At 70.2% G+C, this 24,147-nt stretch carries 26 protein-coding genes, 1 tRNA gene and 1 riboswitch; of the genes, 18 read left to right on the forward strand and 9 right to left on the reverse strand.

The features are described 5' to 3' along the window. Positions 1–159: 159 nt before the first annotated feature. A complete protein-coding gene (locus PV963_RS25470; protein WP_274818060.1) occupies positions 160–912 on the forward strand; it encodes an MBL fold metallo-hydrolase in 753 nt (250 codons plus the stop codon). Positions 913–983: 71 nt separating this feature from the next. Here PV963_RS25470 and PV963_RS25475 read toward each other — a convergent pair whose 3' ends face one another. After that, positions 984–2,246 (reverse strand): PTS transporter subunit EIIC, encoded by a 1,263-nt coding sequence (locus PV963_RS25475; protein ID WP_274818061.1) that lies wholly within the window; start codon positions 2,244–2,246, stop codon positions 984–986. 369 nt (positions 2,247–2,615) lie between these two features. On the opposite strand from PV963_RS25475, the gene PV963_RS25480 reads away from it, so the two are divergent. The 4 genes from PV963_RS25480 (at position 2,616) to rdgB (ending at position 4,961) form a co-directional block, all read left to right on the forward strand. Continuing rightward, positions 2,616–2,849: a glucose PTS transporter subunit EIIB gene (locus PV963_RS25480; RefSeq protein WP_031140089.1), complete on the forward strand. Its 234-nt coding sequence runs from the start codon at positions 2,616–2,618 to the stop codon at positions 2,847–2,849. 134 nt (positions 2,850–2,983) lie between these two features. Continuing rightward, positions 2,984–3,721 carry a ribonuclease PH gene (gene rph, locus PV963_RS25485; RefSeq protein ID WP_274818062.1) on the forward strand — a complete coding sequence of 246 codons (738 nt, stop codon included), beginning with the start codon at positions 2,984–2,986 and terminating at the stop codon, positions 3,719–3,721. A gap of 144 nt (positions 3,722–3,865) precedes the next feature. Next, positions 3,866–4,264: a hypothetical protein gene (locus tag PV963_RS25490; RefSeq protein WP_274818063.1), complete on the forward strand. Its 399-nt coding sequence runs from the start codon at positions 3,866–3,868 to the stop codon at positions 4,262–4,264. Between the two features lie 94 nt (positions 4,265–4,358). After that, positions 4,359–4,961 (forward strand): RdgB/HAM1 family non-canonical purine NTP pyrophosphatase, encoded by a 603-nt coding sequence (gene rdgB, locus PV963_RS25495; RefSeq protein ID WP_274818064.1) that lies wholly within the window; start codon positions 4,359–4,361, stop codon positions 4,959–4,961. A gap of 49 nt (positions 4,962–5,010) precedes the next feature. Here the strand turns inward: rdgB and PV963_RS25500 are convergent. The 4 genes from PV963_RS25500 to bcp form a co-directional block, all read right to left on the reverse strand. Next, positions 5,011–5,094, reverse strand: a tRNA-Leu gene (locus tag PV963_RS25500). 19 nt (positions 5,095–5,113) lie between these two features. Continuing rightward, on the reverse strand, positions 5,114–5,614 hold the full coding sequence (locus PV963_RS25505; protein WP_274818065.1) for an HNH endonuclease: 501 nt from the start codon (positions 5,612–5,614) through the stop codon (positions 5,114–5,116). Then, entirely contained in the window at positions 5,611–6,234 is a 624-nt protein-coding gene (locus tag PV963_RS25510) for an HNH endonuclease (RefSeq protein WP_425541033.1), read from the reverse strand. The genes PV963_RS25505 and PV963_RS25510 overlap by 4 nt, the downstream gene beginning before the upstream one ends. Before the next feature lie 78 nt (positions 6,235–6,312). After that, complete coding sequence (gene bcp / locus PV963_RS25515; RefSeq protein WP_274818066.1) at positions 6,313–6,780, reverse strand: thioredoxin-dependent thiol peroxidase; 468 nt, start codon at positions 6,778–6,780, stop codon at positions 6,313–6,315. A 95-nt stretch (positions 6,781–6,875) separates the two neighbouring features. Between bcp and PV963_RS25520 the strand changes: the two genes are divergently transcribed. The 3 genes from PV963_RS25520 (at position 6,876) to PV963_RS25530 (ending at position 8,098) form a co-directional block, all read left to right on the forward strand. Next, the gene (locus tag PV963_RS25520; RefSeq protein ID WP_274818067.1) at positions 6,876–7,205 is read left to right on the forward strand and encodes a DUF3618 domain-containing protein; all 330 of its coding nucleotides are present in this window, start codon (positions 6,876–6,878) and stop codon (positions 7,203–7,205) included. A 44-nt stretch (positions 7,206–7,249) separates the two neighbouring features. Further along, positions 7,250–7,606 carry a GroES family chaperonin gene (locus PV963_RS25525; protein WP_010040015.1) on the forward strand — a complete coding sequence of 119 codons (357 nt, stop codon included), beginning with the start codon at positions 7,250–7,252 and terminating at the stop codon, positions 7,604–7,606. Between the two features lie 66 nt (positions 7,607–7,672). Then, a riboswitch (guanidine-III (ykkC-III) riboswitch) is annotated at positions 7,673–7,743 on the forward strand. 34 nt (positions 7,744–7,777) lie between these two features. Beyond that, entirely contained in the window at positions 7,778–8,098 is a 321-nt protein-coding gene (locus tag PV963_RS25530) for a DMT family transporter (protein ID WP_031113232.1), read from the forward strand. A 7-nt stretch (positions 8,099–8,105) separates the two neighbouring features. On the opposite strand, the gene PV963_RS25535 is transcribed toward PV963_RS25530, so the two are convergent. Further along, complete coding sequence (locus tag PV963_RS25535; protein ID WP_274818068.1) at positions 8,106–10,514, reverse strand: transglycosylase domain-containing protein; 2,409 nt, start codon at positions 10,512–10,514, stop codon at positions 8,106–8,108. A 499-nt stretch (positions 10,515–11,013) separates the two neighbouring features. On the opposite strand from PV963_RS25535, the gene PV963_RS25540 reads away from it, so the two are divergent. Genes PV963_RS25540 through PV963_RS25555 form a run of 4 tightly spaced genes read left to right on the forward strand, consistent with a single transcriptional unit; the run spans position 11,014 to position 14,405 of the window. Further along, positions 11,014–11,814, forward strand: a complete 801-nt coding sequence (locus PV963_RS25540; RefSeq protein ID WP_274822115.1) for an ABC transporter permease — start codon at positions 11,014–11,016, stop codon at positions 11,812–11,814. Continuing rightward, complete coding sequence (locus tag PV963_RS25545; protein ID WP_274818069.1) at positions 11,807–12,628, forward strand: ABC transporter permease; 822 nt, start codon at positions 11,807–11,809, stop codon at positions 12,626–12,628. The genes PV963_RS25540 and PV963_RS25545 overlap by 8 nt, the downstream gene beginning before the upstream one ends. Before the next feature lie 31 nt (positions 12,629–12,659). Beyond that, on the forward strand, positions 12,660–13,700 hold the full coding sequence (locus PV963_RS25550) for an ABC transporter ATP-binding protein (protein WP_425541034.1): 1,041 nt from the start codon (positions 12,660–12,662) through the stop codon (positions 13,698–13,700). A 33-nt stretch (positions 13,701–13,733) separates the two neighbouring features. After that, a complete protein-coding gene (locus PV963_RS25555) occupies positions 13,734–14,405 on the forward strand; it encodes a DUF1707 SHOCT-like domain-containing protein (protein WP_274818070.1) in 672 nt (223 codons plus the stop codon). Between the two features lie 42 nt (positions 14,406–14,447). Here PV963_RS25555 and PV963_RS25560 read toward each other — a convergent pair whose 3' ends face one another. Continuing rightward, positions 14,448–15,779 (reverse strand): SGNH/GDSL hydrolase family protein, encoded by a 1,332-nt coding sequence (locus tag PV963_RS25560; RefSeq protein WP_274818071.1) that lies wholly within the window; start codon positions 15,777–15,779, stop codon positions 14,448–14,450. A 198-nt stretch (positions 15,780–15,977) separates the two neighbouring features. Here PV963_RS25560 and PV963_RS25565 point away from each other — a divergent pair, with 198 nt between their 5' ends. Beyond that, positions 15,978–17,318 carry a DUF445 domain-containing protein gene (locus tag PV963_RS25565; protein WP_425540938.1) on the forward strand — a complete coding sequence of 447 codons (1,341 nt, stop codon included), beginning with the start codon at positions 15,978–15,980 and terminating at the stop codon, positions 17,316–17,318. A gap of 98 nt (positions 17,319–17,416) precedes the next feature. Beyond that, on the forward strand, positions 17,417–18,982 hold the full coding sequence (locus PV963_RS25570; protein WP_274818073.1) for an MFS transporter: 1,566 nt from the start codon (positions 17,417–17,419) through the stop codon (positions 18,980–18,982). Positions 18,983–19,229: 247 nt separating this feature from the next. On the opposite strand, the gene PV963_RS25575 is transcribed toward PV963_RS25570, so the two are convergent. Both PV963_RS25575 and PV963_RS25580 read right to left on the reverse strand, forming a co-directional pair. Next, positions 19,230–20,681, reverse strand: coding sequence for an alginate lyase family protein (locus PV963_RS25575; protein ID WP_274822117.1), 1,452 nt, complete (start codon positions 20,679–20,681; stop codon positions 19,230–19,232). A 345-nt stretch (positions 20,682–21,026) separates the two neighbouring features. Then, on the reverse strand, positions 21,027–21,329 hold the full coding sequence (locus tag PV963_RS25580; protein ID WP_274822118.1) for a hypothetical protein: 303 nt from the start codon (positions 21,327–21,329) through the stop codon (positions 21,027–21,029). Between the two features lie 257 nt (positions 21,330–21,586). Between PV963_RS25580 and PV963_RS25585 the strand changes: the two genes are divergently transcribed. From PV963_RS25585 to PV963_RS25600, 4 genes are all read left to right on the forward strand, one after another. Then, positions 21,587–22,009, forward strand: coding sequence for an Hsp20/alpha crystallin family protein (locus PV963_RS25585; RefSeq protein ID WP_274818074.1), 423 nt, complete (start codon positions 21,587–21,589; stop codon positions 22,007–22,009). Between the two features lie 158 nt (positions 22,010–22,167). Further along, positions 22,168–22,665: a DUF2267 domain-containing protein gene (locus PV963_RS25590; RefSeq protein ID WP_274818075.1), complete on the forward strand. Its 498-nt coding sequence runs from the start codon at positions 22,168–22,170 to the stop codon at positions 22,663–22,665. 84 nt (positions 22,666–22,749) lie between these two features. Further along, positions 22,750–23,547: an alpha/beta fold hydrolase gene (locus PV963_RS25595; protein WP_274818076.1), complete on the forward strand. Its 798-nt coding sequence runs from the start codon at positions 22,750–22,752 to the stop codon at positions 23,545–23,547. 67 nt (positions 23,548–23,614) lie between these two features. Continuing rightward, complete coding sequence (locus PV963_RS25600; RefSeq protein WP_274818077.1) at positions 23,615–24,106, forward strand: MarR family transcriptional regulator; 492 nt, start codon at positions 23,615–23,617, stop codon at positions 24,104–24,106. Positions 24,107–24,147: the final 41 nt, after the last annotated feature.

Below are 24,147 nucleotides of genomic sequence, written 5' to 3' on the forward strand. Positions count from 1 at the left end.
GCCGCGCGCTGCCAGCCGAACCGGTGACACCACAGGTGAGTTCGCCCACAACAGCCCTTGGCGGAGGAGCTACCGGAGGTTTTGCGCCTTACGCTCGACGCACCGCACGACCCCCGACGCCCCTCTCAGACTTATCCCGCCAGCGGAGGTTTCTGCTTCATGAAGCTCACCGTCGTCGGCTGCTCGGGGTCGTTCCCGTCCGCGGAATCGGCCTGCTCGAGCTACCTCGTCGAGGCCGGCGGCTTCCGGCTGCTTCTCGACATGGGCAACGGTGCCCTGGGCGAGTTGCAGCGCCACTGCGGTCTCTACGACCTCGACGCGATCTTCCTCAGCCATCTGCACGCCGACCACTGCATCGACATGTGCGCCTACTTCGTCGCGCGCTACTACCGCCACGACGGCGGCCGCTGCGATCCGCTCCCCGTCTTCGGACCGGAAGGCACGGAACACCGGCTGACCACCGCCTACGCGGACACCCCCTCCGCCTCCTCCATGAGCGAGGTCTTCGACTTCCACACGGTCAAGCCGTCCACCTTCGAGATCGGCCCGTTCACGGTGCACACCGAGCGGGTGGCCCACCCCGTGGAGGCGTACGGCATCCGCGTCGAACACGACGGCAAGGTCCTGACGTACTCCGGCGACACCGGTGTGAGCCCCGCCCTGGACGAACTCGCCCGGGACGCCGACCTGTTCCTGTGCGAGGCGGCGTTCACGCACGGCAAGGAGAGCATCCCCGACCTGCACCTCAACGGCCGCGAGGCGGGCGAGACCGCTGCCCGAGCGGGTGCCCGCCGGCTGGTCCTGACCCACATCCCGCCGTGGACGGACCCGCAGGTCAACCTGACCGACGCCCGCGCGGTCTACGACGGTCAGGTCGGCCTCGCGGCACCGCGGCAGACGTACGAGATCTAGCGGGTGTCCGCACCCCGAGCACGACGAGGCCCCGGAACCGAAGCGGTTCCGGGGCCTTCAGCGTGTGCGGGCTACTTCGCCTCCGCCTTCTGGAGCTCGGCGAGTTCCTCGTCGGACTCGCGGCCCGGCGTCGGCAGGTTGAACTTGGTGATCGCGAAGCGGAAGACCACGTAGTAGACCGCCGCGAAGCACAGGCCGACCAGGGCCAGGCCCCATGGGTTGGTCGCGATGCCCAGGTTCAGGAAGAAGTCCACCGCGCCGGCCGAGAAGCCGAAGCCGTCCTTCATCCCCAGCGCCCAGGTCAGCGCCATCGAGACACCGGTGAGCACCGCGTGGATCGCGTACAGCACCGGGGCGATGAACATGAAGGTGAACTCGATCGGCTCGGTGACGCCGGTGACGAACGAGGTCAGCGCGAGGGAGATCATCATGCCGCCGACGACCTTGCGGCGCTCGGGCCGGGCGCAGTGCACGATCGCCAGGCAGGCGGCCGGCAGGGCGAACATCATGATCGGGAAGAAGCCGGTCATGAACTGGCCGGCGCTCGGGTCGCCCGCCAGGAACCGGGCGATGTCGCCGCTCTTGCCCTCGTAGGTGCCGGCCTGGAACCAGGGGAAGGAGTTCAGCAGGTGGTGCATGCCGATCGGGATCAGCGCGCGGTTGGCGACACCGAAGATGCCCGCGCCGACGGCCCCGGAGCCCACCAGCCACTCGCCGAGGTTGTGCAGGGCCGTACCGAGGACCGGCCATATGTAACCGAAGACGATGCCGATGACCAGGCCCGCGAAGGCGGCGAGGATCGGGACCAGGCGGCGACCACCGAAGAAGCCCGCCCAGTCGGGCAGCTTGGTGCGGTAGAAGCGCTGGTAGAGCAGAGCGACGACGAGGCCCATCACCACACCGCCGAGAACCTTGGCGTCCACCGGCGCGTCCGTCATGACGACCTTGCCGTCGACGGCCGTCGCCACCTGGGGCAGGTTCGGGTCGGTGAACGTGGCCAGCACGTTCTTGAAGACCAGGTAGCCGACGACGGCGGCCAGAGCGGTCGAGCCGTCCGACTTCTTCGCGAAGCCGATCGCGATGCCCACGGCGAACAGCAGCGGCATGTTGTCGAGGATCGCGTTGCCGCCCGCGGTCATGAAGCTCGCGATCTTGGTGATGAACTCCGGGAACGACTCCCGCCCCAGCATGTCGGTGTTGCCGAGGCGGACCAGGAGCGCGGCGGCCGGCAGCACGGCGACGGGCAGCATGAGGCTGCGGCCGATGCGCTGCAGGACCGCCATCACCGCGGACCCCTTCTTCGGGCTCGCGGGCGCGGCTGTGGCTGTGGACATGAACTTCCTCCATGGGGCACGGCGCCGCCCAGGGAAGAGTTCGACGGGGGACGGCGGCGTCTCAAAAGGGGAACGCGGTTCGAAAGGGCACCGCGCGACCTCCACCAGTGAATGGTGTAGACCAGTTGTAGCACGGTAGACCGAACGAGTGGAACCCGCCAATTCCGCCCGCCTCCACCATCACCTTGGAGACGTTCGTCCGGCCCAGCCCGTCGTCCCTTTGTCGAGAGGCGGATTCTGGTGTAGACCAGTCGAACGAACGGTCGCACACTGACGTGCGCCATCCTCGGCAGGCACGACATGACCGCTCGCAAAGCGTGCCAACTGTGGGTTACTGCGACAAAGCGGTTCGGATCAGGGAGAACGAACATGGCCACCAAGGCTGAGAAGATCGTTGCCGGGCTCGGCGGCATCGACAACATCGAAGAGGTCGAAGGCTGCATCACCCGCCTGCGGACCGAGGTCGTGGACCCCGCCAAGGTCGACGAGACCGCCCTGAAGGCCGCCGGCGCCCACGGCGTCGTCAAGATGGGCACCGCCATCCAGGTCGTCATCGGCACCGACGCCGACCCCATCGCCGCGGAAATCGAAGACCTGATGTGAAGCGCGGGGATCGTCCCGGGCTTCACCCCCTGACAGACCCCCGAGGTCACCGCAAAGACCCCAGAGGTCACCGATGAGGGCCCCTTCCCACCGCGGGAGGGGCCCCTTCCGCATGTACGGATAGGCTCAGCGGCATGTCTCGAATCGACGGCCGCACCCCCCAGCAACTCCGCCCGATCACCATCGAACGCGGCTGGAGCAAGCACGCCGAAGGCTCCGTCCTCGTCTCCTTCGGCGACACCAAGGTCTTCTGCACCGCCTCCGTCACCGAAGGCGTCCCGCGCTGGCGCAAGGGCAGCGGTGAAGGCTGGGTCACCGCCGAGTACTCCATGCTGCCCCGCTCCACCAACACCCGCGGCGACCGCGAGTCCGTCAAGGGCCGCATCGGCGGCCGCACCCACGAGATCAGCCGCCTCATCGGCCGTTCGCTCCGCGCCGTCATCGACTACAAGGCACTCGGCGAGAACACCATCGTCCTCGACTGCGACGTCCTCCAGGCCGACGGCGGCACCCGCACGGCGGCCATCACCGGCGCCTACGTGGCGCTGGCGGACGCCGTCGCCTGGGCCCAGCGCAAGAAGCTCATCAAGGCCGGCCGCCAGCCCCTCACCGGCACCGTCAGCGCCGTCTCCGTCGGCATCGTCGGCGGCGTCCCCCTCCTCGACCTCTGCTACGAAGAAGACGTCAAGGCCGACACCGACATGAACGTCGTCTGCACCGGCGACGGCCGCTTCGTCGAGGTCCAGGGCACCGCCGAGGCCGAACCCTTCGCCCGCGAGGAACTCGACGCCCTCCTCGACCTCGCCGTCACCGGCTGCACGGAACTCGCCGCCCACCAGCGCACCGCGCTTGATACCGTCCTCGAAAAGTAAAGGGCGCGCCAAGACAGGTGCTCGGCACGGGGCAACCGCGCCGAGCACACTCGCGTCTGAAGGAGTACGGGCGCACGGCTCATCCCTGTGCGTCCGGCCAGCCGCACGGGCCGCCCGGGCCCGACCGACGAGAGGGACCGTTCCATGGCCGCGAGCCGCCGACGCCGCACCGCAGCCGTCGCCGCCACCCTGGCGGCCGTCGCGCTGACCGCCGGACTCACCACCGGCTGCGCCGCCGTCGACAAGGCGCTGGACTGCGTCCAGACCGCCGACGCCATCGCCGACAGCGTCACGGAACTCCAGCAGGCCGTCGACAACGCGGCCAACGACCCGACGCAGCTCGACGAGTCCCTCGACTCCATCGACAAGAACCTGACCAAGATCGGCGACAAGACCGACAACGCCGACGTCAACAAGGCAGTCGACGACCTCAACCAGGCCGTCGGCAACGTCCGTACGGCGATCAAGAACGGCGACGAGACGCCCGACATCAGCCCGGTCACGGACGCGGCGGGCGAACTGACCAAGGTCTGCACGCCGTAACGCTGACGGCCGGTGATCGACCGCGGGCCCGTCGTGGGCGCTCGCGCAGTTCCCCGCGCCCCTGACGGGGCGCGGCTGCGGCAATACTGGGGCCATGACCCGCTTGATCCTCGCCACCCGCAACGCCGGAAAGATCACCGAGCTCCGGGCGATCCTCGCCGAAGCCGGGCTGCCCCACGAACTCGTCGGCGCCGACGCCTACCCGGACATCCCCGACGTCAAGGAAACGGGCGTCACCTTCGCGGAGAACGCGCTGCTGAAGGCCCACGCCCTCGCCCAGGCGACGGGCCTGCCCGCGGTCGCCGACGACTCCGGCCTCTGCGTCGACGTCCTCAACGGCGCCCCCGGCATCTTCTCCGCCCGCTGGTCCGGCCGCCACGGCGACGACAAGGCCAACCTCGACCTGCTCCTCGCCCAGCTCTCGGACATCACCGACGAACACCGCGGCGCCCACTTCGCCTGCGCGGCGGCGCTGGCCCTGCCGGACGGCACGGAGCGGGTGGTGGAAGGCCGGCTGCGGGGCGTCCTGCGCCACGAGCCGACGGGATCGGGGGGCTTCGGCTACGACCCGATCCTCCAGCCGGACGGGGAGACGCGGACCTGCGCGGAGCTGACCCCGCAGGAGAAGAACGCGATCAGCCATCGGGGGCAGGCGTTTCGGGCGTTGGTGCCGGTGGTGCGGGAGCTGTTGGGCTGATGACGAGGCCCACCTGGCTTGCGCCGGGTGGGCCATCGATTCGAAGGTGTGCGGCCGGAGGGACTCGAACCCTCAAGGGATTTCTCCCACAACATCCTAAGTGTTGCGCGTAGGCCAATTCCGCCACGGCCGCGTCCAGGTCATGGTACCGGTCATGCGGGGCGAGGTCGGGTGGAACGCCTGCTGCCGCCTCGGCACCAGGTGCTCGTCACCGCATGGCAGTTGGGGCACAACAACCGCAGGTTCTCCAGCCGGTCGTCGCTCCAGTCACCGTTGATGTGATCCACCTCCAGCGTCATGGGCTTGCCGAGCCACTCGGGGCCGATCCCGCAGTCCGCGCACTCTTCGGGTATGCCCATCTCATGGAGCGCCCGGCGCAACACGACCGTGCGGGTCCGACGCTCGCCGTCGTGCTTGACCAGGATGTCCTCAGGACGTCTGGCCAAGGCCGGACGGCGCTTCCCGCGTTGGTGGGCCTGTCCCAGAAAGTGCTCGGTGGTGAGCTGGTCCTCATCGATCCACCGGCGCAGATGCGCGCGCTGCGTGCCACTGTCCGGGCGTCCCAGGCGGCGAAGCACCTCTGCGAAAGAGACGGACTGGGCGACCGCGACGCGCAGCTCCTGGGGAGCGGGCCGGGCCCGTCGGCTGCTCATGAGGCATGCCCCCGCGCGCGTCGTTTGCCACGCCCTCGGTAATTCTCCGTCGTCGAGTGGCAGTTGGGGCACAGGAACCGAAGGTTCTCGATCCGGTTGTCCCTCCAGCGGCCGTTGATGTGATCGACCTCCAAGGGGAGTGGACGTCCCCGCCAGACCGCCTCCATGCCACAGAGGGCGCACCGCTCCGCTACTCCGGAAACCGTCATCGCCCACTTGAGGCGGTCGCTCGGAACACGCCGGGCGCGGTCGGCCGGCTGCTCGACGAGGAAGGCGTCCGGGGTCCGCGGACGCCAGGGCTTCCCACGCCTCGTCGGCATCTGGAAGTGCGACGTGTCGATCCCATACGCCTTGATCCGGCGGCTGATGTGCGTGTGGTGTCCGCCCACCACCTCCAGCCCGAGGTGCCGCAGGACCTCGCCCATGTTCGTCGACGTCGCGACCGCCCGCTCAAGGACGTCTCTCGTCCACTTCACCCCCTCCCGCTCGAAGTGCGACACGTCCACCCCGAGCTTCTTCATCCGCTCGTGCACATACCGCCGCGTCGGCCATCGAGCCCCTCCGCCACTCCGTCCCCGACCACCCGTTCGTGATCTCGCACGGAGTAACGAACCGTTTATCGGACAGTCACGCCCGAAATGCGGAACGGCTCATACCGGACCTATCCGGTACGAGCCGTTCCAGGAGCGGAGAGGGCCTCAGATCCCCAGATCCTTGATGATCTTCGCCACGTGCCCCGTCGCCCGGACGTTGTACAGCGCGCGCTCGACCCTGCCCTCCTCGTCCACGACGATCGTGGAGCGGATGACGCCCATGTAGGTCTTGCCGTAGTTCTTCTTCTCGCCGAAGGCGCCGTAGGCGTCCAGCACCTGCTTGTCCGGGTCGGCGAGGAGGGTGACCTTCAGGGACTCCTTGTCGCGGAACCTGGCCAGCTTCTCGGGCTTGTCGGGGGAGATGCCGATCACCTCGTAGCCCGCGCCGGCCAGCAGCTCCAGGTTGTCCGTGAAGTCGCAGGCCTGCTTTGTGCAGCCGGGGGTGAGGGCCGCCGGGTAGAAGTACACGATGACCTTGCGGCCCTTGTGGTCCGACAGGGACACCTCGGTGCCGTCGGCGTCGGGCAGGGTGAAGGCGGGGGCCACGTCCCCCGGCTGGAGTCGCTCGCTCATCAGACCAGCGTAACCGGGGGTCCTGACAGTGCGATGAGCCGTGGAGCTGACAGACTGTCCGGCACAGGCTTCATACCGACTTCGGAGGCGACACGGTGGCGGACACGGCGGACACCAGAACCCCGGCGCAGATCGAGGCGGACATCAGGCGCCGCCGCGAGACCCTGGCCGAGACCCTCGACGAGATCGGGGTGCGGGTGCACCCGAAGACCATCGTCGGGGACGCCAAGGCCAAGGTCGCGTCCAATATCGATCACACCCTCGGGCGTGCGTATGTCGGGGTCAACCGGGCCGTCACCAATGTGCGGGCCCGGTTCGTGGACGAGGACGGGGCGCCGCGGCTGGAGCGGGTCGTGCCGGTCGCGCTCGTCGTCGTCGGAGTGGTCGGGCTGCTGGCCGTCAGCACGCGGCGGCGCAAGGGCTGACCCGACTGCGTACGTTCGCGGGGAAGACAGGTAGGTTTCAGGGCGTGAGCGCCAAGAGAAACGAGCACAGCACCCATCCCGACAAGCTGCCCATCCGGATGCTGCACGACCGCGTACTCGTGCGGCAGGACACCAGCGAGGGCGAGCGGCGTTCCGGGGGCGGCATCCTGATCCCCGCCACGGCGGCGGTCGGCCGGCGGCTGGCCTGGGCCGAGGTCGTCGCGGTGGGGCAGAACGTACGGACCGTGGAGCCGGGCGACCGGGTTCTGTTCGATCCGGAGGACCGCGCCGAGGTCGAGGTGCGCGGTATCGCGTACGTGCTCATGCGCGAGCGCGATCTGCATGCCGTGGCCGCGGACCGGTTCGAGGGCTCGGAGGACTCGACGGGTCTCTATCTGTAGCTCCAGAAGAGAAGAAGCAGTAGCAGCAGCGGGAGGGGCCGGTGACCATCGTCACCGGCCCCTTCCGTGTTCCCTTGTTACGTTGGAGGGACCCGACGAGACGCGCCGTACCGGGACGAAGGCAAAGACGACGCACCCGCACCGTCAGCCCGTTTCCCGGAGGTGTCCGTCATGGCCTGGGTTCTGCTCGTCGTCGCCGGTCTGCTCGAAGTCGGGTGGTCCGTCGGCATGAAGTACACCGACGGCTTCACGCGCCCGCTCCCCAGCGTTCTCACCGGTGCCGGGATCGTCGCCAGCATGCTGCTGCTGTCCCAGGCCGCCAGGACCCTGCCCATCGGCACCGCCTACGGCGTGTGGGTGGGCATCGGGGCGGCCGGGGCGGCGGTGTTCGGCATGGTCGTGCTGGGGGAGCCGGCCACCGCCGCCCGGATCTTCTTCGTGTGCCTGCTGCTGGTCGCCGTGGTGGGGCTGAAGGCGACCTCGGGCCACTGAGCCCGGCCTATTCGCGGCGCGCGCCCTGCTGGACCACGCCCCAGCCAGGGTCCGACGGCCCGCCCGTCGAGCCGCCGTCGGTCTCCTCGCCGCCGCCCTCGCTCGTGCCGCCGTCGGTCGTGCCGCCGTCGGTGGCGGTGCCGCCGTCGCCGGTCCCGCCGTCCGCGGTGCCGCCGCCGGTGGGGGACTCGCCGCCCGTGCTGCCGTCGGTGGTGCCGCCGTCGGTCTGGCCCTGGGTCTGCCCCTCGGGCGCGCTCGGGGTCTGGCCGGGCGTCTCCGTGCCGGTGTCCTGGCCGCCGGTGGAGGTGCTGCCGCCGTCGGTGGCGTCGCCCGTGGTCGGGTCGGCCGGGGGCTCGGTGCCGGGGGCCTGCGGGACGTCGGCGCCCGGCTGGAGCCTGAGGTCGAAGTCGGTGACCGGCTTGTCCTCCAGGGCGTCCCGGGTGAACTGGGCCCAGATCTCGGCGGGCGCCCCGCCGCCGTTGATGCGGTCCAGGCCCATCGCGCCGTACAGCGACTTGTGGGCGGCGGTGACCGGGTCCTGGCCCATGACGGAGACGACCGTGGCGAGGTCGGGGGTGTAGCCCGCGAACCAGGCCGCCGTGTCCTCCTCGGCGGTGCCGGTCTTGCCCGCGGCGGGTCGGCCCGCGGCCTGTGCGGCGGAGGCCGTGCCGTTCTGGACGACGCTGCGCAGGACCGAGGTGGTGGTGTCGGCGGCCTCGCGGCTCACGGCCTGCCGGGTGCGCCGCTCGGGCAGCGCGATGGGCGAGCCCGCCTTGGTGACCTTCTCGACCATCGTGTAGGTGCCGTGCCGGCCGTGGTTGGCGAGCGTCGCGTACGCCTCCGCCATGTCGAGGACGCTGGCGGTGGCCGTGCCGAGCGCGATGGCGGGGCCGTCGGCGAGGTCGGGGGTGGTCTCGGGGACGCCGAGGTCGATCGCGGTCTGCTTGACCTTCTGGGGGCCGACGTCGGCGGCCATCTGCGCGTACACCGAGTTCACGGACTTGTCGGTCGCCTCGGTGACGGTGATGTCGCCGTAGGAGACCTGGTCCTCGTTCTCGGGGGCGTACGGGTCGCCGGCCCAGCCCTGGACGGTGCGCTTGTTGGTGCCGTCGTAGATCGTGTTCGGGGTGACCGGGCGGCCGTCCTGGGTCTGCGAGCCGTTCTCGACGGCCGAGGTGAACACGAACGGCTTGAAGGTGGAGCCGACCTGGAAGTCCCTGCGGGTGGCGTTCGGGGTGTACTGCTTGACGTAGTCGATGCCGTTGTACATCGCCACGACCCTGCCGGTCTTGGGGTCGACGGCGGCGCCGCCCGCGCGGACGTAGGTGTCGACCTTGTTGTTCTTCTTGTCCAGCTTGTCCATCAGCTTGTCGTTGACGGCCTTCACGAACGCGTCCTGCTTGGGCTTCTGGAGCGTCGTGGTGATGCGGTAGCCGCCGGCGTCGAGCCGGCTCTCGTCGATGATCTTGTTCTGGGTGAGGTAGTCCTTCACGGTCCGCACGATGTAGCCGCGCTGCCCGGACATGCCGGTGGACAGGGTGGACTCCTTCGGCACCGGGAACTTCATGCCCGCCCGCTTCGACTCGCTGAGCCAGCCCTTCTTGACCATGCCGTCCAGGACGTAGTTCCAGCGGGACTCGGCGGCCTTGCGGTTCTCGGGGTGGGCGACGACGTCGTACTGGCTGGGGGCGTTGACGAGCGCGGCGAGGTAGGCGGCGCGGGCCGGGTCGAGCTCAGTGGCGTCCATGCCGTAGTAGGCCTGGGCGGCGGCCTGGATGCCGTAGGCGTTGCGGCCGAAGTAGCTGGTGTTGAGGTAGCCCTCGAGGATGTGGTCCTTGCTCACCTCGCGGTCCAGCTTGATCGCGATGAAGAACTCCTTGGCCTTGCGCGTGATGGTCTGGTCCTGGCGCAGGTAGTAGTTCTTCACGTACTGCTGCGTGATCGTGGAGCCGGACTGCTTGCCCTTGCCGAGGGCTGTGTTCCAGGCCGCGCGGACCATGGCCTTGGGGTCGACGGCGGACTCGGTGTAGAAGTCGCGGTCCTCGGCGGCCAGGATCGCGTGCTGGGCGTCCTTGGAGATCTGCGCGAGCGTGACGTTCTCCCGGTTGACCTCGCCGTCGCGGGCGATCACCGAGCCGTCCGCGTAGAGGTAGACGTTGGCCTGCTTGGTGGCGAGCGCGTTGGCCGGCGGGATCTGCACCAGCGAGTAGCCGAGGAAGAAGCCGCCGACCAGCAGCAGGGCGACGATGATGAAGGCGCCGAGCGTCATACGCCAGGTCGGGATGATCCGGCGCCAGCCGGTCCGCTTCGGTTTCCCGGCCGGCCGGGCCTCAGGCGTGTTCGGGTCGCCGTCCGCCTGCGGCTCTCTCGGTGCCCAGCCCGGTGTCGGCTGCTGCGGCTGAGGCTCGTCACTCATGTCGTGCACGGACTCCTGTTTCGCGTCGTACGTCGTTCCCGTACGTCTCTGCTCGCTCTTGCGCCCCTGTGATGAAGACTGTCCCATCCGGCGATCAGTTCCCTGACCGAGGGCCGTGTCGTGAGCCGTGTGGCGAGGCGGGCGGTGTGCGCGCGAGCCCGCGGGCGGACGCAGGGGGAACCGCGCTGTTGCGCACGCCTGCCCGAATCGCGATCTCGCCCGCGCGACAGTCGCCCGAACCTGCGCGACATTCGCCCGAAGGGGGACACGACCGTGGATGCGACGGCTCGTACGCTCCGTCCCGGCCGGCACCGCCGCCATGCTGCTCGCCCTGGCCACGGGCGCCTCGGCCCACGCGGACGCAACGGATCGTACCGTCTGGGCCGGTGCGCACACGCCCGCAGCGCCTTTGCCGCTCCCCGAAATTGCGTGGCACGCGTGATCACCGGTCCACTAGGCTCCTGCGCTTCGGTGCCGGGCGGCGAGGAGGGCTGTGGATGTGGGCTCGGGACGGTTGTACGCGGCCGTCGCGGCGGGGAGCTTCCGGCGGTACGCGACGTATCGGGCGGCCACGATGGCCGGGGTGTTCACCAACACGGTCTTCGGCCTCATCCTCGTCTACACGTACCTGGCGCTGTGGGACGAGAAGCCGCATCTGGGAGGGTACGACCAGGCGCAGGCCGTGACCTATGTGTGGCTGGGGCAGTGCCTGTACGCGACGCTGGCCATCCAGGGCGGCGGCGCCGAGAAGGACCTGATGGAGCGCATCCGCACCGGCGAGATCGCCGTCGACCTGTACCGGCCGGCCGATCTCCAGCTGTGGTGGCTGGCGGGCGACGTGGGGCGGGCGCTGTTCCAGATGCTGGGGCGGGGCGTCATCCCGTTCGCGTTCGGAGCGGTCTTCTTCCCCATGGCGCTGCCGACGTCGGTCGTCCCCTGGGCGGCCTTCGTGGTCACGCTCCTGCTGGCGACGGTCGTCAGCTTCGCGATCCGCTACCTGGCGGCCCTGAGCGTGTTCTGGCTCATGGACGGCATGGGCGTCAACCAGGTGCTGATGATCACGGGGATCTTCTTCTCGGGCATGGTGCTGCCGCTGAACGCCTTCCCGGGCGTGTTCGGCGACATCGTGCGGGTGCTGCCGTGGGCGGCGCAGATCCAGATGCCGGCGGACGTGCTGATGGGGGAGACCGACCCGCTCGGGGCGTTCGTCTTCCAGGCGGCGTGGGCGGTGGCGCTGCTGGCGGCGGGGCGGCTGCTGCAGTCGGCCGCGACGCGGCGGGTGGTGGTGCAGGGTGGGTGAGCGGAGCGTCCTGCTGGAGGGGCTGCGGGCCTACCGTTTGATCGCCGGGATGTGGGTGCGGTCCAGCATGACCTACCGCACCTCCTTCGTCGTCACGGTGTTCGGCAACCTGATGGTGACCGGCCTGGACTTCGTGGGGATCCTGCTGATGTTCTCGCAGGTCGACTCGCTGGGCGGCTGGTCACTGCCCGAGATCGCCTTCCTGTACGGGCTGTCGGTGACGGCGTTCGGGATCGCCGACCTGGTGCTCGGCTCGATGGACGTCCTGGGCGCCCGGATGCGCGACGGCTCGTTCGACATCCTGCTCGTGCGTCCCGCGCCGGTGCTCGCCCAGGTCGGCGCCGACCGCTTCGCGCTGCGCCGGCTGGGCCGGATCACCCAGGGCGCGGTGGTCCTGGGGTGGGCGCTGGTCTCGGTGGACGTCGACTGGAGTGCGCCGAAGGCGCTGCTGGTGCCGGTGATGGTGGTCAGCGGCGCGGCGATCTTCTCGGCGGTGTTCGTGGCGGGCGCGGCCTTCCAGATCTTCGCCCAGGACGCCGCGGAGGTGCAGAACGCGTTCACGTACGGCGGGACCACGCTGCTGCAGTATCCGCCGACCGTGTTCGGGAAGGACCTGGTGCGCGGCGTGACCTTCATGCTGCCGCTCGCCTTCGTCAACTGGGTCCCGGCCGCCTATGTGCTGGGCCGGCCGTACCCGATCGAGCTGCCGCGGTGGACGGCCTTCGCGTCGCCGCTGGTGGCGGTGGCCTGCTGCGCGCTGGCGGGGATGGCGTGGCGGGTGGGGCTTCGTTCCTACCGGAGTACAGGGAGCTGAGTTGACCGGGGTGGACAGCGGGCTGACCGGGGTGGACGACGGGTCGACCGGGGCGGACGGCGGGTCGTCCGGGGTGGACGGCGGGTTCATCGAACTCGACGGCGTCGAGAAGGTCTTCGACGTGCGCAAGAAGACCGGCTTCATGAAACGGGAGCGGCGGCAGGTGCGGGCCGTCGACTCGATCTCCTTCCGCGTGGGACGCGGCGAGATGGTCGGCTACATCGGCCCGAACGGCGCCGGCAAGTCGACCACGATCAAGATGCTGACCGGCATCCTCACCCCGAGCGCCGGCCGGCTCCGGGTCGCCGGCATCGACCCCTCCCGCGAACGCATGCGGCTCGCACACCGCATCGGCGTGGTGTTCGGGCAGCGTACGACGCTGTGGTGGGACCTCCCGCTGGTCGACTCCTACCGGCTGATGCACCGCATGTACCGGATCCCGGACGCCCGTTACCGCGAGAACCTCGACCGTCTGGTCGAACTCCTCGACCTGGGCGACCTGCTGGACGTACCGGTGCGCCAGCTCTCCCTCGGGCAGCGGATGCGCGGCGACATCGCGGCGGCACTGCTGCACGACCCGGAGGTGCTGTACCTCGACGAGCCGACCATCGGCCTCGACGTCGTCTCCAAGTCCAAGGTGCGGGAGTTCCTGCGGGAGCTGAACGCCGAGCGCGGCACGACGGTGCTGCTGACCACGCACGACCTGCAGGACATCGAGCAGTTGTGCAAGCGGGTGATGGTCATCGACCAAGGGCGTCTGATGTACGACGGCCCGCTCGCCGGGCTGCACGAGGCGGGGGAGAGCGAGCGGACCCTGGTCGTGGACCTGGAGCGGGAACTGCCGCCGATCGACGCCCCGGCACCCGCCCGGGTCGTCCGGGTGGACGGTCCGCGGCAGTGGCTGGCGTTCCCGGCGGCGGAGTCGGCGGCGCCGCTGGTCGCGCGGATCGCGGCGGAGTACCCGCTGGTGGACCTGTCGGTGCGGGAGCCGGACATCGAGGCGGTGATCGCCAAGATGCTGCATTCATTGGGGGACACCCCCAAACCCCCGCCGGAGCGTGCGACCGCATAGTGCCCGGCACGGGTAACTCGTAGGCTGCTGTGTATGACCGACGACTCAGTCCCGGACCTCCGCGCCTCCGACGCCGACCGTGAACGGGTCGCCGAGATCCTGCGGGACGCCCTCGCGGAGGGCCGTCTCGACATGGCGGAGTTCGAGGAGCGGCTGGACGCGACGTACCAGGCGCGGACGTACGGGGAACTGGCGCCGATCACCCGTGACCTGCCGGCCCCGGGTCTCACGGCGCCCTCCGTGTCACTGACCAAGGAGCCCGCCGCCGGCCCGGACGGCCGGGACTGGTCCGGGCGGATCGTCGGCGGTGAGGGATCCTCGACGTGGGCCGCCGCCGTGATGTCCGGCTTCCAGCGCAAGGGGCACTGGACGATGCCCCGGCGGTTCACCTGCTTCGCCCTCTGCGGTGGCGGGGAGATCGACCTGCGCGAGGCGAGCTTCGCGGACCGCGAGGTCGAGATCAACGCGATCGCGATCATGGGCGGCGTGGACGTCATCGTCCCGCCCGGCGTCGAGGTCGTCGTCCGCGGCATCGGCATCATGGGCGGCTTCGACCACCAGGAGGAGGGCGTCCCCGGCGCCCCCGGCGCGCCGCGCGTCATCATCACCGGCTTCGCCTTCTGGGGCGGCGTCGGAGTCCAGCGAAAGCTGACCCGGGCGGAGAAGCAGCGGCTCCGGGAGGAACGCCGCCGCCAGCTGGACTGAGGCGCCTGCTGCACCGACGCCGGTGCTGGGCAGCAGGCGGCTCTACAGCTCCGCCGGCACCGACCCCTTCAGGCTCTCCAGGTCGAACGCCTCCGCCATCCGCGCATACCCCTTGTCACTGGGATGCAGATGATCCCCGGAGTCGTAGTCGGACCGCAGCCGGCGAGGGTCGTAAGGATCACGCAGCGCCTTGTCGAAGTCGACCACCGCGTCGAAGACCCGCCCCGCCCGAATCTCCGCGTTGATCTGCTGCCGCACAGCCTCCCGCGCGTCCGAGTACCCCCGGTGCCCGCCGAACGGCATCAGCGTCGCCCCCACGACCTTCAGCCCCCGCGCATGCGCCTGCCCGACCATCGTGCGCAACCCGCCGAGAATCGCGTTCGGATCCGCGAGCCGCGGATTGCGCAGGATGTCGTTGACCCCGAGGTCGATCACGACGACCTTGACGTTCGTCCGCTCCAGTACGTCCCGCGCGAAGCGGTTCAGCCCGCTGGGGTTGTCCGCCGGTCGGCCCAGCCCGTCCGTGAGGACCCGGTTCCCGCTGATGCCCTGGTTGACGACGCTGTAGCGGGGCAGGTCCCGCCCGGCGGAGATCTCCGCGCGTAGCTTGTCGGACAGGACGTCGGTCCACCTGTTGTTGGCGCCGGCGGTGGAGGTGATCCCGTCGGTGAGCGAGTCGCCGAGGACGACGACCGTCCCCTCGGACTCGTTGCTCAGCACGTCCAGCGCGGTCAGGTAACGCCAGTACATGCTCTGCTCGGTGTAGGGCGCGCCCGTCGCGTCGGCCGTGTGGTCGCCCCGGGCGACGTAGGAGATCTGCCGGGCGTGCGGGTGGTACGTCACCGGGCCGGAGCTGGTCGGCGTGTACGTGGTGATCAGGACGTCCGCGTCGGACGGGATGACGATGCGCACGGCGTCGCTCATCACCTGCCGGCCGGGCGGGATGACGACCGTCGGCGCGCCGTTGAAGGTCAGCTGCCGCATCGTGTCCGTCAGCGCCGCGGGCGTACCGCCGCCGGCGGCGACCGCGATCGAGGCCTGTGTGATGCTCAGCGGCGACTGGCCGTAGAGATTGGACAGTGTCACGCGGGCACTCGTACCGCCGACGCTGGTGTGGACGACGTTGCGCACCGAACGGTCCGCCATGCCGGTCGTCTCCGTGCCGGGCTCGGCCGCGGCCGGGGAGGTGGACCAGGTGCCGACCCAGGTGCCGGTGGAGGCGGGGGCGGCGTTGTTCGGAAGGCGGCTGTCGGTGATGGCGTTCCGGCTCTGCGTACCGTCGTCGGACGCCACTCCGACGTATATGGCGGTGGAAAGGGCCACGATTGCAGCGACCAGTCCGGCCAGAAGGGCGTAACCACGACCCCGGGTCATGCTGTGTAGTTCTCCTCGGGCGATGGGAGCCCCAGGCTCCGATCTGATGTGCCCATGATGCGTCATGGGCAGGGGGGAAGCTCACAGGACCCCCCCGTGGCATTACCCCCTCCCGACAGACGCCGGGAACTCCTGTTCCGTTCCAGGAGTCGGTCAGGAAGGGACAATGTGTGCGGGATCACCAAGCGGGTGGAGCGGATGGAACGTACGAAAGTGGAAGAAAAGGGCGCGGCTCGGGGGCAGCATGCCCGCCCGGGTGGCGTCACGAACCGTGCGATGACGACCTTCAGCCCGGCGGACGAGGAGAAACAGCGCGGCGTTCGCCGCATGAAGCTCACCGCCACCGGGCTCCTGCTGTTCGTGGCCGTGGTCTACGTCCTCGCCAAGTGGGCCCAGAACTCCGGCGCCGGACCCTGGGCGGGCTATGTCGCGGCGGCCGCCGAGGCGGGCATGGTGGGCGCGCTCGCCGACTGGTTCGCCGTCACCGCCCTCTTCCGCCACCCCCTGGGCATCCCCATCCCGCACACCGCGATCATCCCCACCAAGAAGGACCAGCTCGGCGTCTCCCTCGGCGAGTTCGTCGGTGAGAACTTCCTCTCCGAGGACGTCGTACGGCAGCGGCTGCGCGCCGTCGGCATCGGCAGCCGCCTCGGCGCCTGGCTCGCCGTCCCCGAACACGCCGACCGGGTCACGGCGGAGCTGTCCACCGCCCTGCGCGGCGCCCTGACCGTGCTGCGCGACTCCGACGTCCAGGCCGTGGTCGGCGAGGCCATCACGCGCCGTGCCAACGCCCAGGAGATCGGGCCCGGCATCGGCAAGATGCTGGAGAAGATCGTCGCCGACGGCGGTCACAAACGGGTCGTCGACCTGGTCGTCAACCGCGCGCACGACTGGCTGGTGCTGCACCGCGACGAGGTGATGGACGCCGTGGAGGGCGGCGCTCCCGGCTGGACCCCGCGCTTCGTCGACCGGAAGGTCGGCGAGCGCGTCTACAAGGAACTGCTGCGCTTCGCCACCGAGATGCGCGACATGCCCGCCCACCCCGCGCGCGGCGCCCTCGACCGCTTCCTCACCGACTTCGCCTCCGACCTCCAGTCCGACACCGACACCCGCGCCCGCGTCGAGCGGCTCAAGGGCGAGGTGCTGGGCCGCGGCGAGGTCCAGGACCTCATCGCCAGCGCCTGGACGGCCGTACGATCCATGATCGTCGCGGCCGCGGAGGACGAGCGCAGCGAGCTGCGGCTGCGCGTACGGGCCTCCCTGCTGTCGCTGGGTTCCCGGATGGCGGCCGAGCGCAAGGTGCAGGACAAGGTCGACAAGTGGGTGGAGGACGCGGCCGTGTACGTCGTCACCACCTACCGCAAGGAGATCACCTCCCTCATCACGGACACGGTGGCGAGCTGGGACGCCGAGCACACCACGAGGAAGATCGAGGCGAACATCGGCCGCGATCTGCAGTTCATCCGGATCAACGGCACGGTGGTCGGCTCGCTCGCCGGCCTGCTGATCTACACGGTGTCGCACGCGCTGGGGGCGTGAGGGGCGGGACGTGACGCACCGGTGGCGTCAGGTGTCAGGGCGTAAGCAAAACCGCTCAGGGCACTCGAACCGGGTTCTTCTCGATGAGGAGGGAGCCCATGACCACCGCCGCACAGGCCGGGACCGGCCGAACCGTGACCACCGACATCCCCGCCCGCCTCGACCGCCTCCCGTGGTCACGCTGGCACTGGACGATCGTCATCGGCCTCGGCACCGTGTGGATCCTCGACGGCCTCGAGGTCACCGTCGTAGGCAACATCGCCAGCCGCCTGTCGGAGCCCGGCAGCGGCCTGCCCATCACCTCCGGCGAGGTCACCGGCCTCGCGGCCGCCCTGTACGTGGCGGGAGCCTGCTCGGGCGCGCTCTTCTGGGGCCGTCTGACCGACAAGTGGGGCCGTAAAAAACTCTTCATGATCACGCTGGCGGTCTACCTCGGCGCCACCGCCCTGACCGCGATCGCCTTCGACACCTGGTGGTTCTTCCTCTTCCGCTTCCTCACCGGCTTCGGCATCGGCGGCGAGTACGCGGCCATCAACTCCGCGATCGACGAACTGATCCCCAAGGAGTACCGCGGCCGCGTCGACCTGATGATCAACGGCAGCTTCTGGCTGGGCGCGGTCTTCGGCTCCCTCCTGTCGATCGTCGCGCTGGACACGGACATCTTCGCCGCGAACGTCGGCTGGCGCCTCACCTTCGCGCTCGGCGCGGTCCTGGCCCTGGTGATCCTGCTGGTCCGCCGGCACGTCCCGGAGAGCCCCCGCTGGCTGTTGATCCACGGCCGCGACGACGAAGCGGAACGCATCGTCTCCTCGATCGAGCGGAGGGTCGAGCAGGAGAACGGCGAACCGCTGCCGCGTCCGGACGGCGAGATCACCATCCACCAGCGCCGCAGCGTCTCCTTCCTGGAGATCGGCCGCACGGTCTTCTCCGACTACCGCCGCCGCGCCGTCCTCGGCTTCTCCCTCTTCATCGGCCAGGCCTTCCTCTACAACGCCATCACCTTCGGCTTCGGCGCGATCCTGACGACGTTCTTCGACGTCCCGAGCGGCAGCACCGGCTACTACTTCGCGGTCATCGCACTCGGCAACTTCTTCGGCCCGCTGCTGCTGGGCAAGCTCTTCGACACGGTGGGCCGCCGGGTGATGATCTCCGGCACCTACCTGCTGTCCGGCTTGTTCCTCTTCGGCACGGCCTGGCTCTTCGACCAGGGCTCCCTGAGCGCGAGCACGCTGACGGCATGCTGGTGCGCGGTGCTGTTCTTCGCCTCGGCGGGCGCGTCCAGCGCCTACCTGACGGTCTCCGAGGTCTTCCCGATGGAGACCCGCGCCATGTCCATCGCCTTCTTCTACGCCATCGGCACGGCAGCCGGCGGCATCAGCGGCCCGCTCCTGTTCGCCGACCTCACCGGCACGGGCAAGGTCGCCGACACGGTCCTCGCCTTCCAGATCGGCGCGACCCTGATGTGCCTGGCCGGCCTGGCAGCGGCGATCCTCGCGGTGCGCGCGGAACGGCGTTCCCTGGAGGACATCGCCACGCCGCTGACGGCGGCGGCGGACCAGACGGGCCAGACGAGCCCGACGGGTCGAGACAAGGGAGACGGCGCCTACGCCTCCGGCTCCGGCTCCGGCTCCGGCTCGGCGGGGTCGAGGACGGCGACGACGTAGGGACGCACCGCATCTGGCCGGGGCGGCCAGGGCTGCCCCAGCTGCGGGCAGCGGCGGCGTGGGGCTCACCTGGCTGCGAGCCGCCCCGGCTGTCCCAAGCCGCGGGCGGCCGTGCCGACTTAGCTGCGGGCAGTCGTGCCGCTTGGGGCGGCGCCCGTCCCACAGAAAGCGGCACTCCGCCGGCGCGGGTGAGCGACCCCACCCGCGCCCGGACTACCGCCCCAGCACCTTCGCAACGTGCCGGACGCTACTCGGCCCCACCCCGCCGCACCCGATCCCGTCGCCGCAGCAACAGCAACCCACCCGCGACAGCGGAAACCCCCGCCGCGGCCCAGCCGACCAGATCGTCGGCGCCCGTAGCAGCCAGGTCACGATCCCCAGCGGGCGAGGCCGAGGCGCTCACGGCCCCCTGCGGCCGCGCACCCCCACCCGAGGCGGCCCCGGACGGACCCGCACTCGGCGCCGCCCCCGAACCCGCCCCCTCCACCCGCTCCCGATCCCGAGTAAAGGCCAGCGTGCCAAAGCCAAGCTGGTCGTAACCCCCACTGTTGGGCCCGTAATCCCCGCCCCCACCCTCCGGCGCAGCCTTGGCCGCCGCACGCGTCACATACGACGCCGACAGCCCCCGCCGCTTGGTGTAGTGGTTCGCGATCATCGCCCAGATCGGCCGAGTCATGGCCGGATCCACACCCGCGGCCTCGCTCGCGGTCTCACTCCCCGACCACCCTCCGATCGCCCCCTTCTTCCGCGTGTTGGCCGTATACGTCACATCCCCGCCCAGACTCCACTTCGCCACGTACTGCGCCCCCTTGAGGAACCGGCTGTCGTCGTACCCGTACAGATCGATCCCCTGGTTCCACGCCATCTCGCACACCGTGCCCATCAGCCCGACGCCGAGCAGCGCGTGCCCCTGGTCGCGCCCGGCCTCGACCCACTCGGCGAGCCCGTCGTCGTGCACGACGGGAATGGCGTGCTTGACGGACCCCATGCCGTCCCCGTGCTTGAAGTACTCCACGGCCCGGTCGACCACGGCACGGTCGTCACAGAAGATGCCGGTGGCGAGCACACAGGCGATGGCCGTCAGGTCCCAGTTGGGCCAGTAGTTGGTGATCACGGCGCCGTTGTGGCGGGTCAGGAAGTCGTCGCTGAGCGGATGGAAGACGTTCCGCATCACCTCCTGCGCACGCGCGAGCTCGAAGTCACCGTGATCGCGTACGAGTTCGGCGGCGTTGGCGAACTGGTAGCCGTACAGCCCGGCGGCCAGGAACCGGTCGGCGGAGCCCCGGATCGACGTCAGCTTCCCCGACCAGGCGTTGAGGATCGCCACCGCGGTGTCGGCATGCGCGGTCTCGCCGCTGACGTGGTACCGCAGGGCGTTCTGGTAGGCGGCGTGGATGTCGTTGTAGAGGACGGCGTAGTTCTGGGGCGAACCCGCCCCCCGATACACCGTGGCCTGCGGATTGGCCTGCCAGCCGCTCTGCGCGTGCCGGTTGGCGGTGAGCTTGGCGAACCCGGCGGTATAGGGTCTGGCGCCCGCCTTCACCTTGGCCGCCATACGGTCCAGGTCGGTACGGGTGTGCAGCAGCCCGGGGTGAGCGAAGGGCGCGTCGGCGGCGGAGGCCGGGGCCGCCAGCGCGGTCGTACCGACGCCGACGCCCACGCCGGCGGCTCCGGCTGCCGCGCCCGCGGCCTTCAACATGCTCCGGCGGCTGATCTGTCGTGTCACGTTGTCGTACCTCAACGTCGTAAGTCGCGTTCCTGTGGGGACGGTGAGGAGACGCCCGGACGGCGCAGCGATAACAAAAACTGGGCTATAGTTGATCTGCATCCGGTCGCCGGAACTCCGGCAGACGGACGATGCGTTGGTGGTCCAAGGAAAGACGCCCCACTTCCTGTGGGGAGATGCAGGTGCAAGGCCTGCCCGGCGCTCCAGACAAGAACCCCGGCCCTGGGTTTCAGGGCCGGGGTTCTTTGCTATGCGCGTGACACGCCCCGGACGCCGAAGGCCCGCAGCGCGGCCCGACCCACCGGAGCGCGGCCCGCCTCAGCCGCGCCGGTCGGCGACAACCCAGGACGTCACACCCACGGCCCCCGCCACCCCGAACACGGCAGGCCAGGCACCCACCTTCTTGGCCAGCGGATGGGACCCGGCGAAGGCGGCGACATACGCGGCCGACAACGCCCCCGCGGCCACCCCACCGGCCTGCTGCCGCCACTGACGCGCGGCCGCGGCCCCGGCGACGGCGAGGACGACCCCGCCGAGCGGCCGCTGCCGGGTCCAGCGGGCCACGCCGTACCCGCCCACGAGCCCGCTCGCGGCGATCACCGCACTGGGAACCTTCGCCATACCTGCCTCCTGGTCCTGCTCCTGGTCCTGCTCCTGGTCCTGCTCACGCTCCTGCTTCCGCTGCGCCTGCCCGCCGGCGATCCCTGAGGCTAACTCCCGAGGTCGGGGGCGCACGCGCCGGGGCGTATGAAGGCGCGTTGCCCAACGGCATCCGAACCTGAGTCGAGGCTTGTCAAGTTTCCGGCTCCGAGCTATATAAGAAGGCGAAGAACGTAGGGCATCGCACCGACAGCGCCTGAAGAGAGGAGTGACCAGTGATGCTCATGCGCACGGACCCCTTCCGTGAACTCGACCGGCTCACCCAGCAGGTCTTCGGCCCCGCCACGCGCCCGTCGGCGATGGCGATGGACGCCTACCGCTCCGGGGACGAGTTCTTCGTCCACTTCGACCTCCCCGGCATCGACCCCGAGACGATCGAGCTGGACGTCGAACGCAACGTCCTGAACGTCCGAGCCGAGCGCAGGTCCCCTGCCCCCGAGGGCGCGGAGCTGCTCGTCGCCGAGCGTCCCACCGGCAGCTTCACCCGCCAGCTCTTCCTCGGCGACACGCTGGACACGGAGCGCATCGACGCCTCGTACGAGGCCGGCGTGCTGACCCTGCGCATCCCGGTGGCCGAGCAGGCCAAGCCGCGCCGCATCCAGATCACGGGCGGCGACAGCCGCAAGCAGCTCAGCGGCTGACGGCACGGCACTCACCTACCCACGCACCCACGAGGGCTGTCCCGAGGACCGAGGACGTCCCACCCGCGGGACAGCCCCGCCCCACCCCCACCCCGCGTCGCCGGTGTCGTAGCCCGGCGGCGCGCGACGCAGGACCGGATCCGGAGGAAGACCCGTACATGAGCGTGACGACGGTGCCCAGTGTGACGACCACTGTCACGGCCCCGAAGACCCTGATCCCCGCCCCGCCGCGCAACCACGACACCCGAGGCGACGACAACGCCTGGACCCTCCTGATCGAAGCGGTGCGGGAATCGGGCCAGTACCCCACCAAGTCGGAGGCGGAACGGGTCACCCGTATCGTCCTGTCCGCCCTCGGCGGTCATGTGATCGGCGACGAACGGGTCGACCTCGCCCGTGCCCTGCCCGAAGAGGCCGCCCGGGTGGTCGCCTCCCAGATCCCGGCCACGCGCCGGCTGACCGCCGCGGAGTTCGTCGACTCCGTAGCGGCCCGTATCGAGGGAGCGACCCCCGCCACGGCCCGCTGGGACGTCAGCTCGGTTCTGAGCGTGCTGCCGCCCCTGGTCGGCGACGACCTGGTGACCCGCATCCTGGCCCAGCTCCCGGCCGGCTACGCCCTCCTGTTCGGCCGAGCGGACCTGAGCCCGGCGTCGTAGGCTTCTGAACCGCGTACGACGGCCACCGCCGAGGCCGACGGTGGCCGTCGGGCAGATGGCCAAGCCGCCGACAGGAGCCGCCACTTGACCCGCACGAGGTCCGCGACCCTCACCACCCCCGACGGCACGCACCTCGCCCACAGAGACCACCACCCCGCCGGGGAGCCCGCGGCCACGTCCCTCCTCCTGCACGGCCTGGCAGGCCACCAGGGCGAGTGGGACACCCTCGCCGGGCAGCTGTCGGCCGACGGCCACCGCGTGGTGACGTACGACGCCCGAGGCCACGGCGCCAGCACCCGCACCCCGGCGACCACGACCCGCGCGGCCCATGTCCAGGACGCCGTAGCCCTGATCGAGGAACTCGGCCTGGCGCCCGTGACCCTGCTGGGCCAGTCCCTCGGCGGCCACACGGCCATGCTGCTGGCCGCGGCACACCCCCACCTGGTGAACTCCCTGATCCTGGTGGAAGCGGGCCCGGCGGGCCCGGCCCCCGGCCTCCCCGCGCAGATCGCGACCTGGCTGGACAGCTGGCCGACCCCCTTCAAGTCCCTCGACGAGGCGGAAGCCTTCCTGGGACACGAGGCCTGGGTGCGAAGCCTGGAGAAACGAGAAGACGGCTGGTATCCGGGGTGGGACCGCACCACGATCATCGACACGATCACCGAACTGGCCACCACGGCCTACTGGACCGAGTGGTCCCGCATCACCTGCCCCATCCTCCTCATCCAGGGCGAACACGGCACGATGCGCCCCGACGAACCGGCCACGATGCTCACCCACCGCCCGCACACCCGGCTCACCCGCATCCCCGACGCGGCCCACGACGTCCACCTGGACCAGCCGGACCGCCTGTACGAAGCGATCAGGACCTTCATCGGCTGACCCTTGACCTCAACCAAACTCGAGGTCCTACGTTGATCGTGTCCAGGCAACCACGGGAGGGGAACGCGTGAGCGCGCACACGAAGGACCAGGACCTCAAGGAGTACACCCACGACGAGCTGGCCGCCCAGCCGATCGGCGCATGGACGGGCCAGGCCTACCGCCTGGTGGTAGGAGCCCTCCGTGCCCAACTGGCGGTGGAGGGCCTCACCCAGCCCCACTGGTGGACCCTCAACCACGCGTCCGGCGCCCCCGGCTCATGGACCCGCGCGACCCTGACCGACCGCCTGACCCCCTACGACGACCTGAACACCGACTTCGACGAGGTATACGACGACCTGATCGCCCGAGGCTGGCTCACGGAGGACGCGACGGGCGCCATGACCCTGACCGAGGAGGGCGAGGCCGGCCGCCTCCGCGCCCGGGAACGCAACCTCCGCGTCCACGAGCAGACCCACGAGGGCGTCCTGCCCGCCGACTTCGTGGTGACGGTCAACGTCCTGCGCCGGATCGTCGCCAACCTGGGCGGCAACGGAAACCTTCCCGACGACGGGAAATAGTTCGACAGTGCCCCGTCTCCCCGCCCATCCTTCGGTGGCGC

The sequence above is a fragment of the Streptomyces coeruleorubidus genome (genome assembly GCF_028885415.1).
In the GTDB taxonomy this organism is placed as follows: Bacteria; Actinomycetota; Actinomycetes; order Streptomycetales; family Streptomycetaceae; genus Streptomyces; species Streptomyces coeruleorubidus_A.

Coding starts and splice junctions, on each gene's coding strand:
- PV963_RS25470 (WP_274818060.1), top strand. CDS start 160: ATGAAGCTCACCGTCGTCGGCTGCTCGGGGTCGTTCCCGTCCGCGGAA.
- PV963_RS25475 (WP_274818061.1), bottom strand. CDS start 2,246: ATGTCCACAGCCACAGCCGCGCCCGCGAGCCCGAAGAAGGGGTCCGCG.
- PV963_RS25480 (WP_031140089.1), top strand. CDS start 2,616: ATGGCCACCAAGGCTGAGAAGATCGTTGCCGGGCTCGGCGGCATCGAC.
- rph (WP_274818062.1), top strand. CDS start 2,984: ATGTCTCGAATCGACGGCCGCACCCCCCAGCAACTCCGCCCGATCACC.
- PV963_RS25490 (WP_274818063.1), top strand. CDS start 3,866: ATGGCCGCGAGCCGCCGACGCCGCACCGCAGCCGTCGCCGCCACCCTG.
- rdgB (WP_274818064.1), top strand. CDS start 4,359: ATGACCCGCTTGATCCTCGCCACCCGCAACGCCGGAAAGATCACCGAG.
- PV963_RS25505 (WP_274818065.1), bottom strand. CDS start 5,614: ATGAGCAGCCGACGGGCCCGGCCCGCTCCCCAGGAGCTGCGCGTCGCG.
- bcp (WP_274818066.1), bottom strand. CDS start 6,780: ATGAGCGAGCGACTCCAGCCGGGGGACGTGGCCCCCGCCTTCACCCTG.
- PV963_RS25530 (WP_031113232.1), top strand. CDS start 7,778: ATGGCCTGGGTTCTGCTCGTCGTCGCCGGTCTGCTCGAAGTCGGGTGG.
- PV963_RS25535 (WP_274818068.1), bottom strand. CDS start 10,514: ATGAGTGACGAGCCTCAGCCGCAGCAGCCGACACCGGGCTGGGCACCG.
- PV963_RS25555 (WP_274818070.1), top strand. CDS start 13,734: ATGACCGACGACTCAGTCCCGGACCTCCGCGCCTCCGACGCCGACCGT.
- PV963_RS25560 (WP_274818071.1), bottom strand. CDS start 15,779: ATGACCCGGGGTCGTGGTTACGCCCTTCTGGCCGGACTGGTCGCTGCA.
- PV963_RS25565 (WP_425540938.1), top strand. CDS start 15,978: ATGGAACGTACGAAAGTGGAAGAAAAGGGCGCGGCTCGGGGGCAGCAT.
- PV963_RS25570 (WP_274818073.1), top strand. CDS start 17,417: ATGACCACCGCCGCACAGGCCGGGACCGGCCGAACCGTGACCACCGAC.
- PV963_RS25575 (WP_274822117.1), bottom strand. CDS start 20,681: ATGTTGAAGGCCGCGGGCGCGGCAGCCGGAGCCGCCGGCGTGGGCGTC.
- PV963_RS25580 (WP_274822118.1), bottom strand. CDS start 21,329: ATGGCGAAGGTTCCCAGTGCGGTGATCGCCGCGAGCGGGCTCGTGGGC.
- PV963_RS25585 (WP_274818074.1), top strand. CDS start 21,587: ATGCTCATGCGCACGGACCCCTTCCGTGAACTCGACCGGCTCACCCAG.
- PV963_RS25590 (WP_274818075.1), top strand. CDS start 22,168: ATGAGCGTGACGACGGTGCCCAGTGTGACGACCACTGTCACGGCCCCG.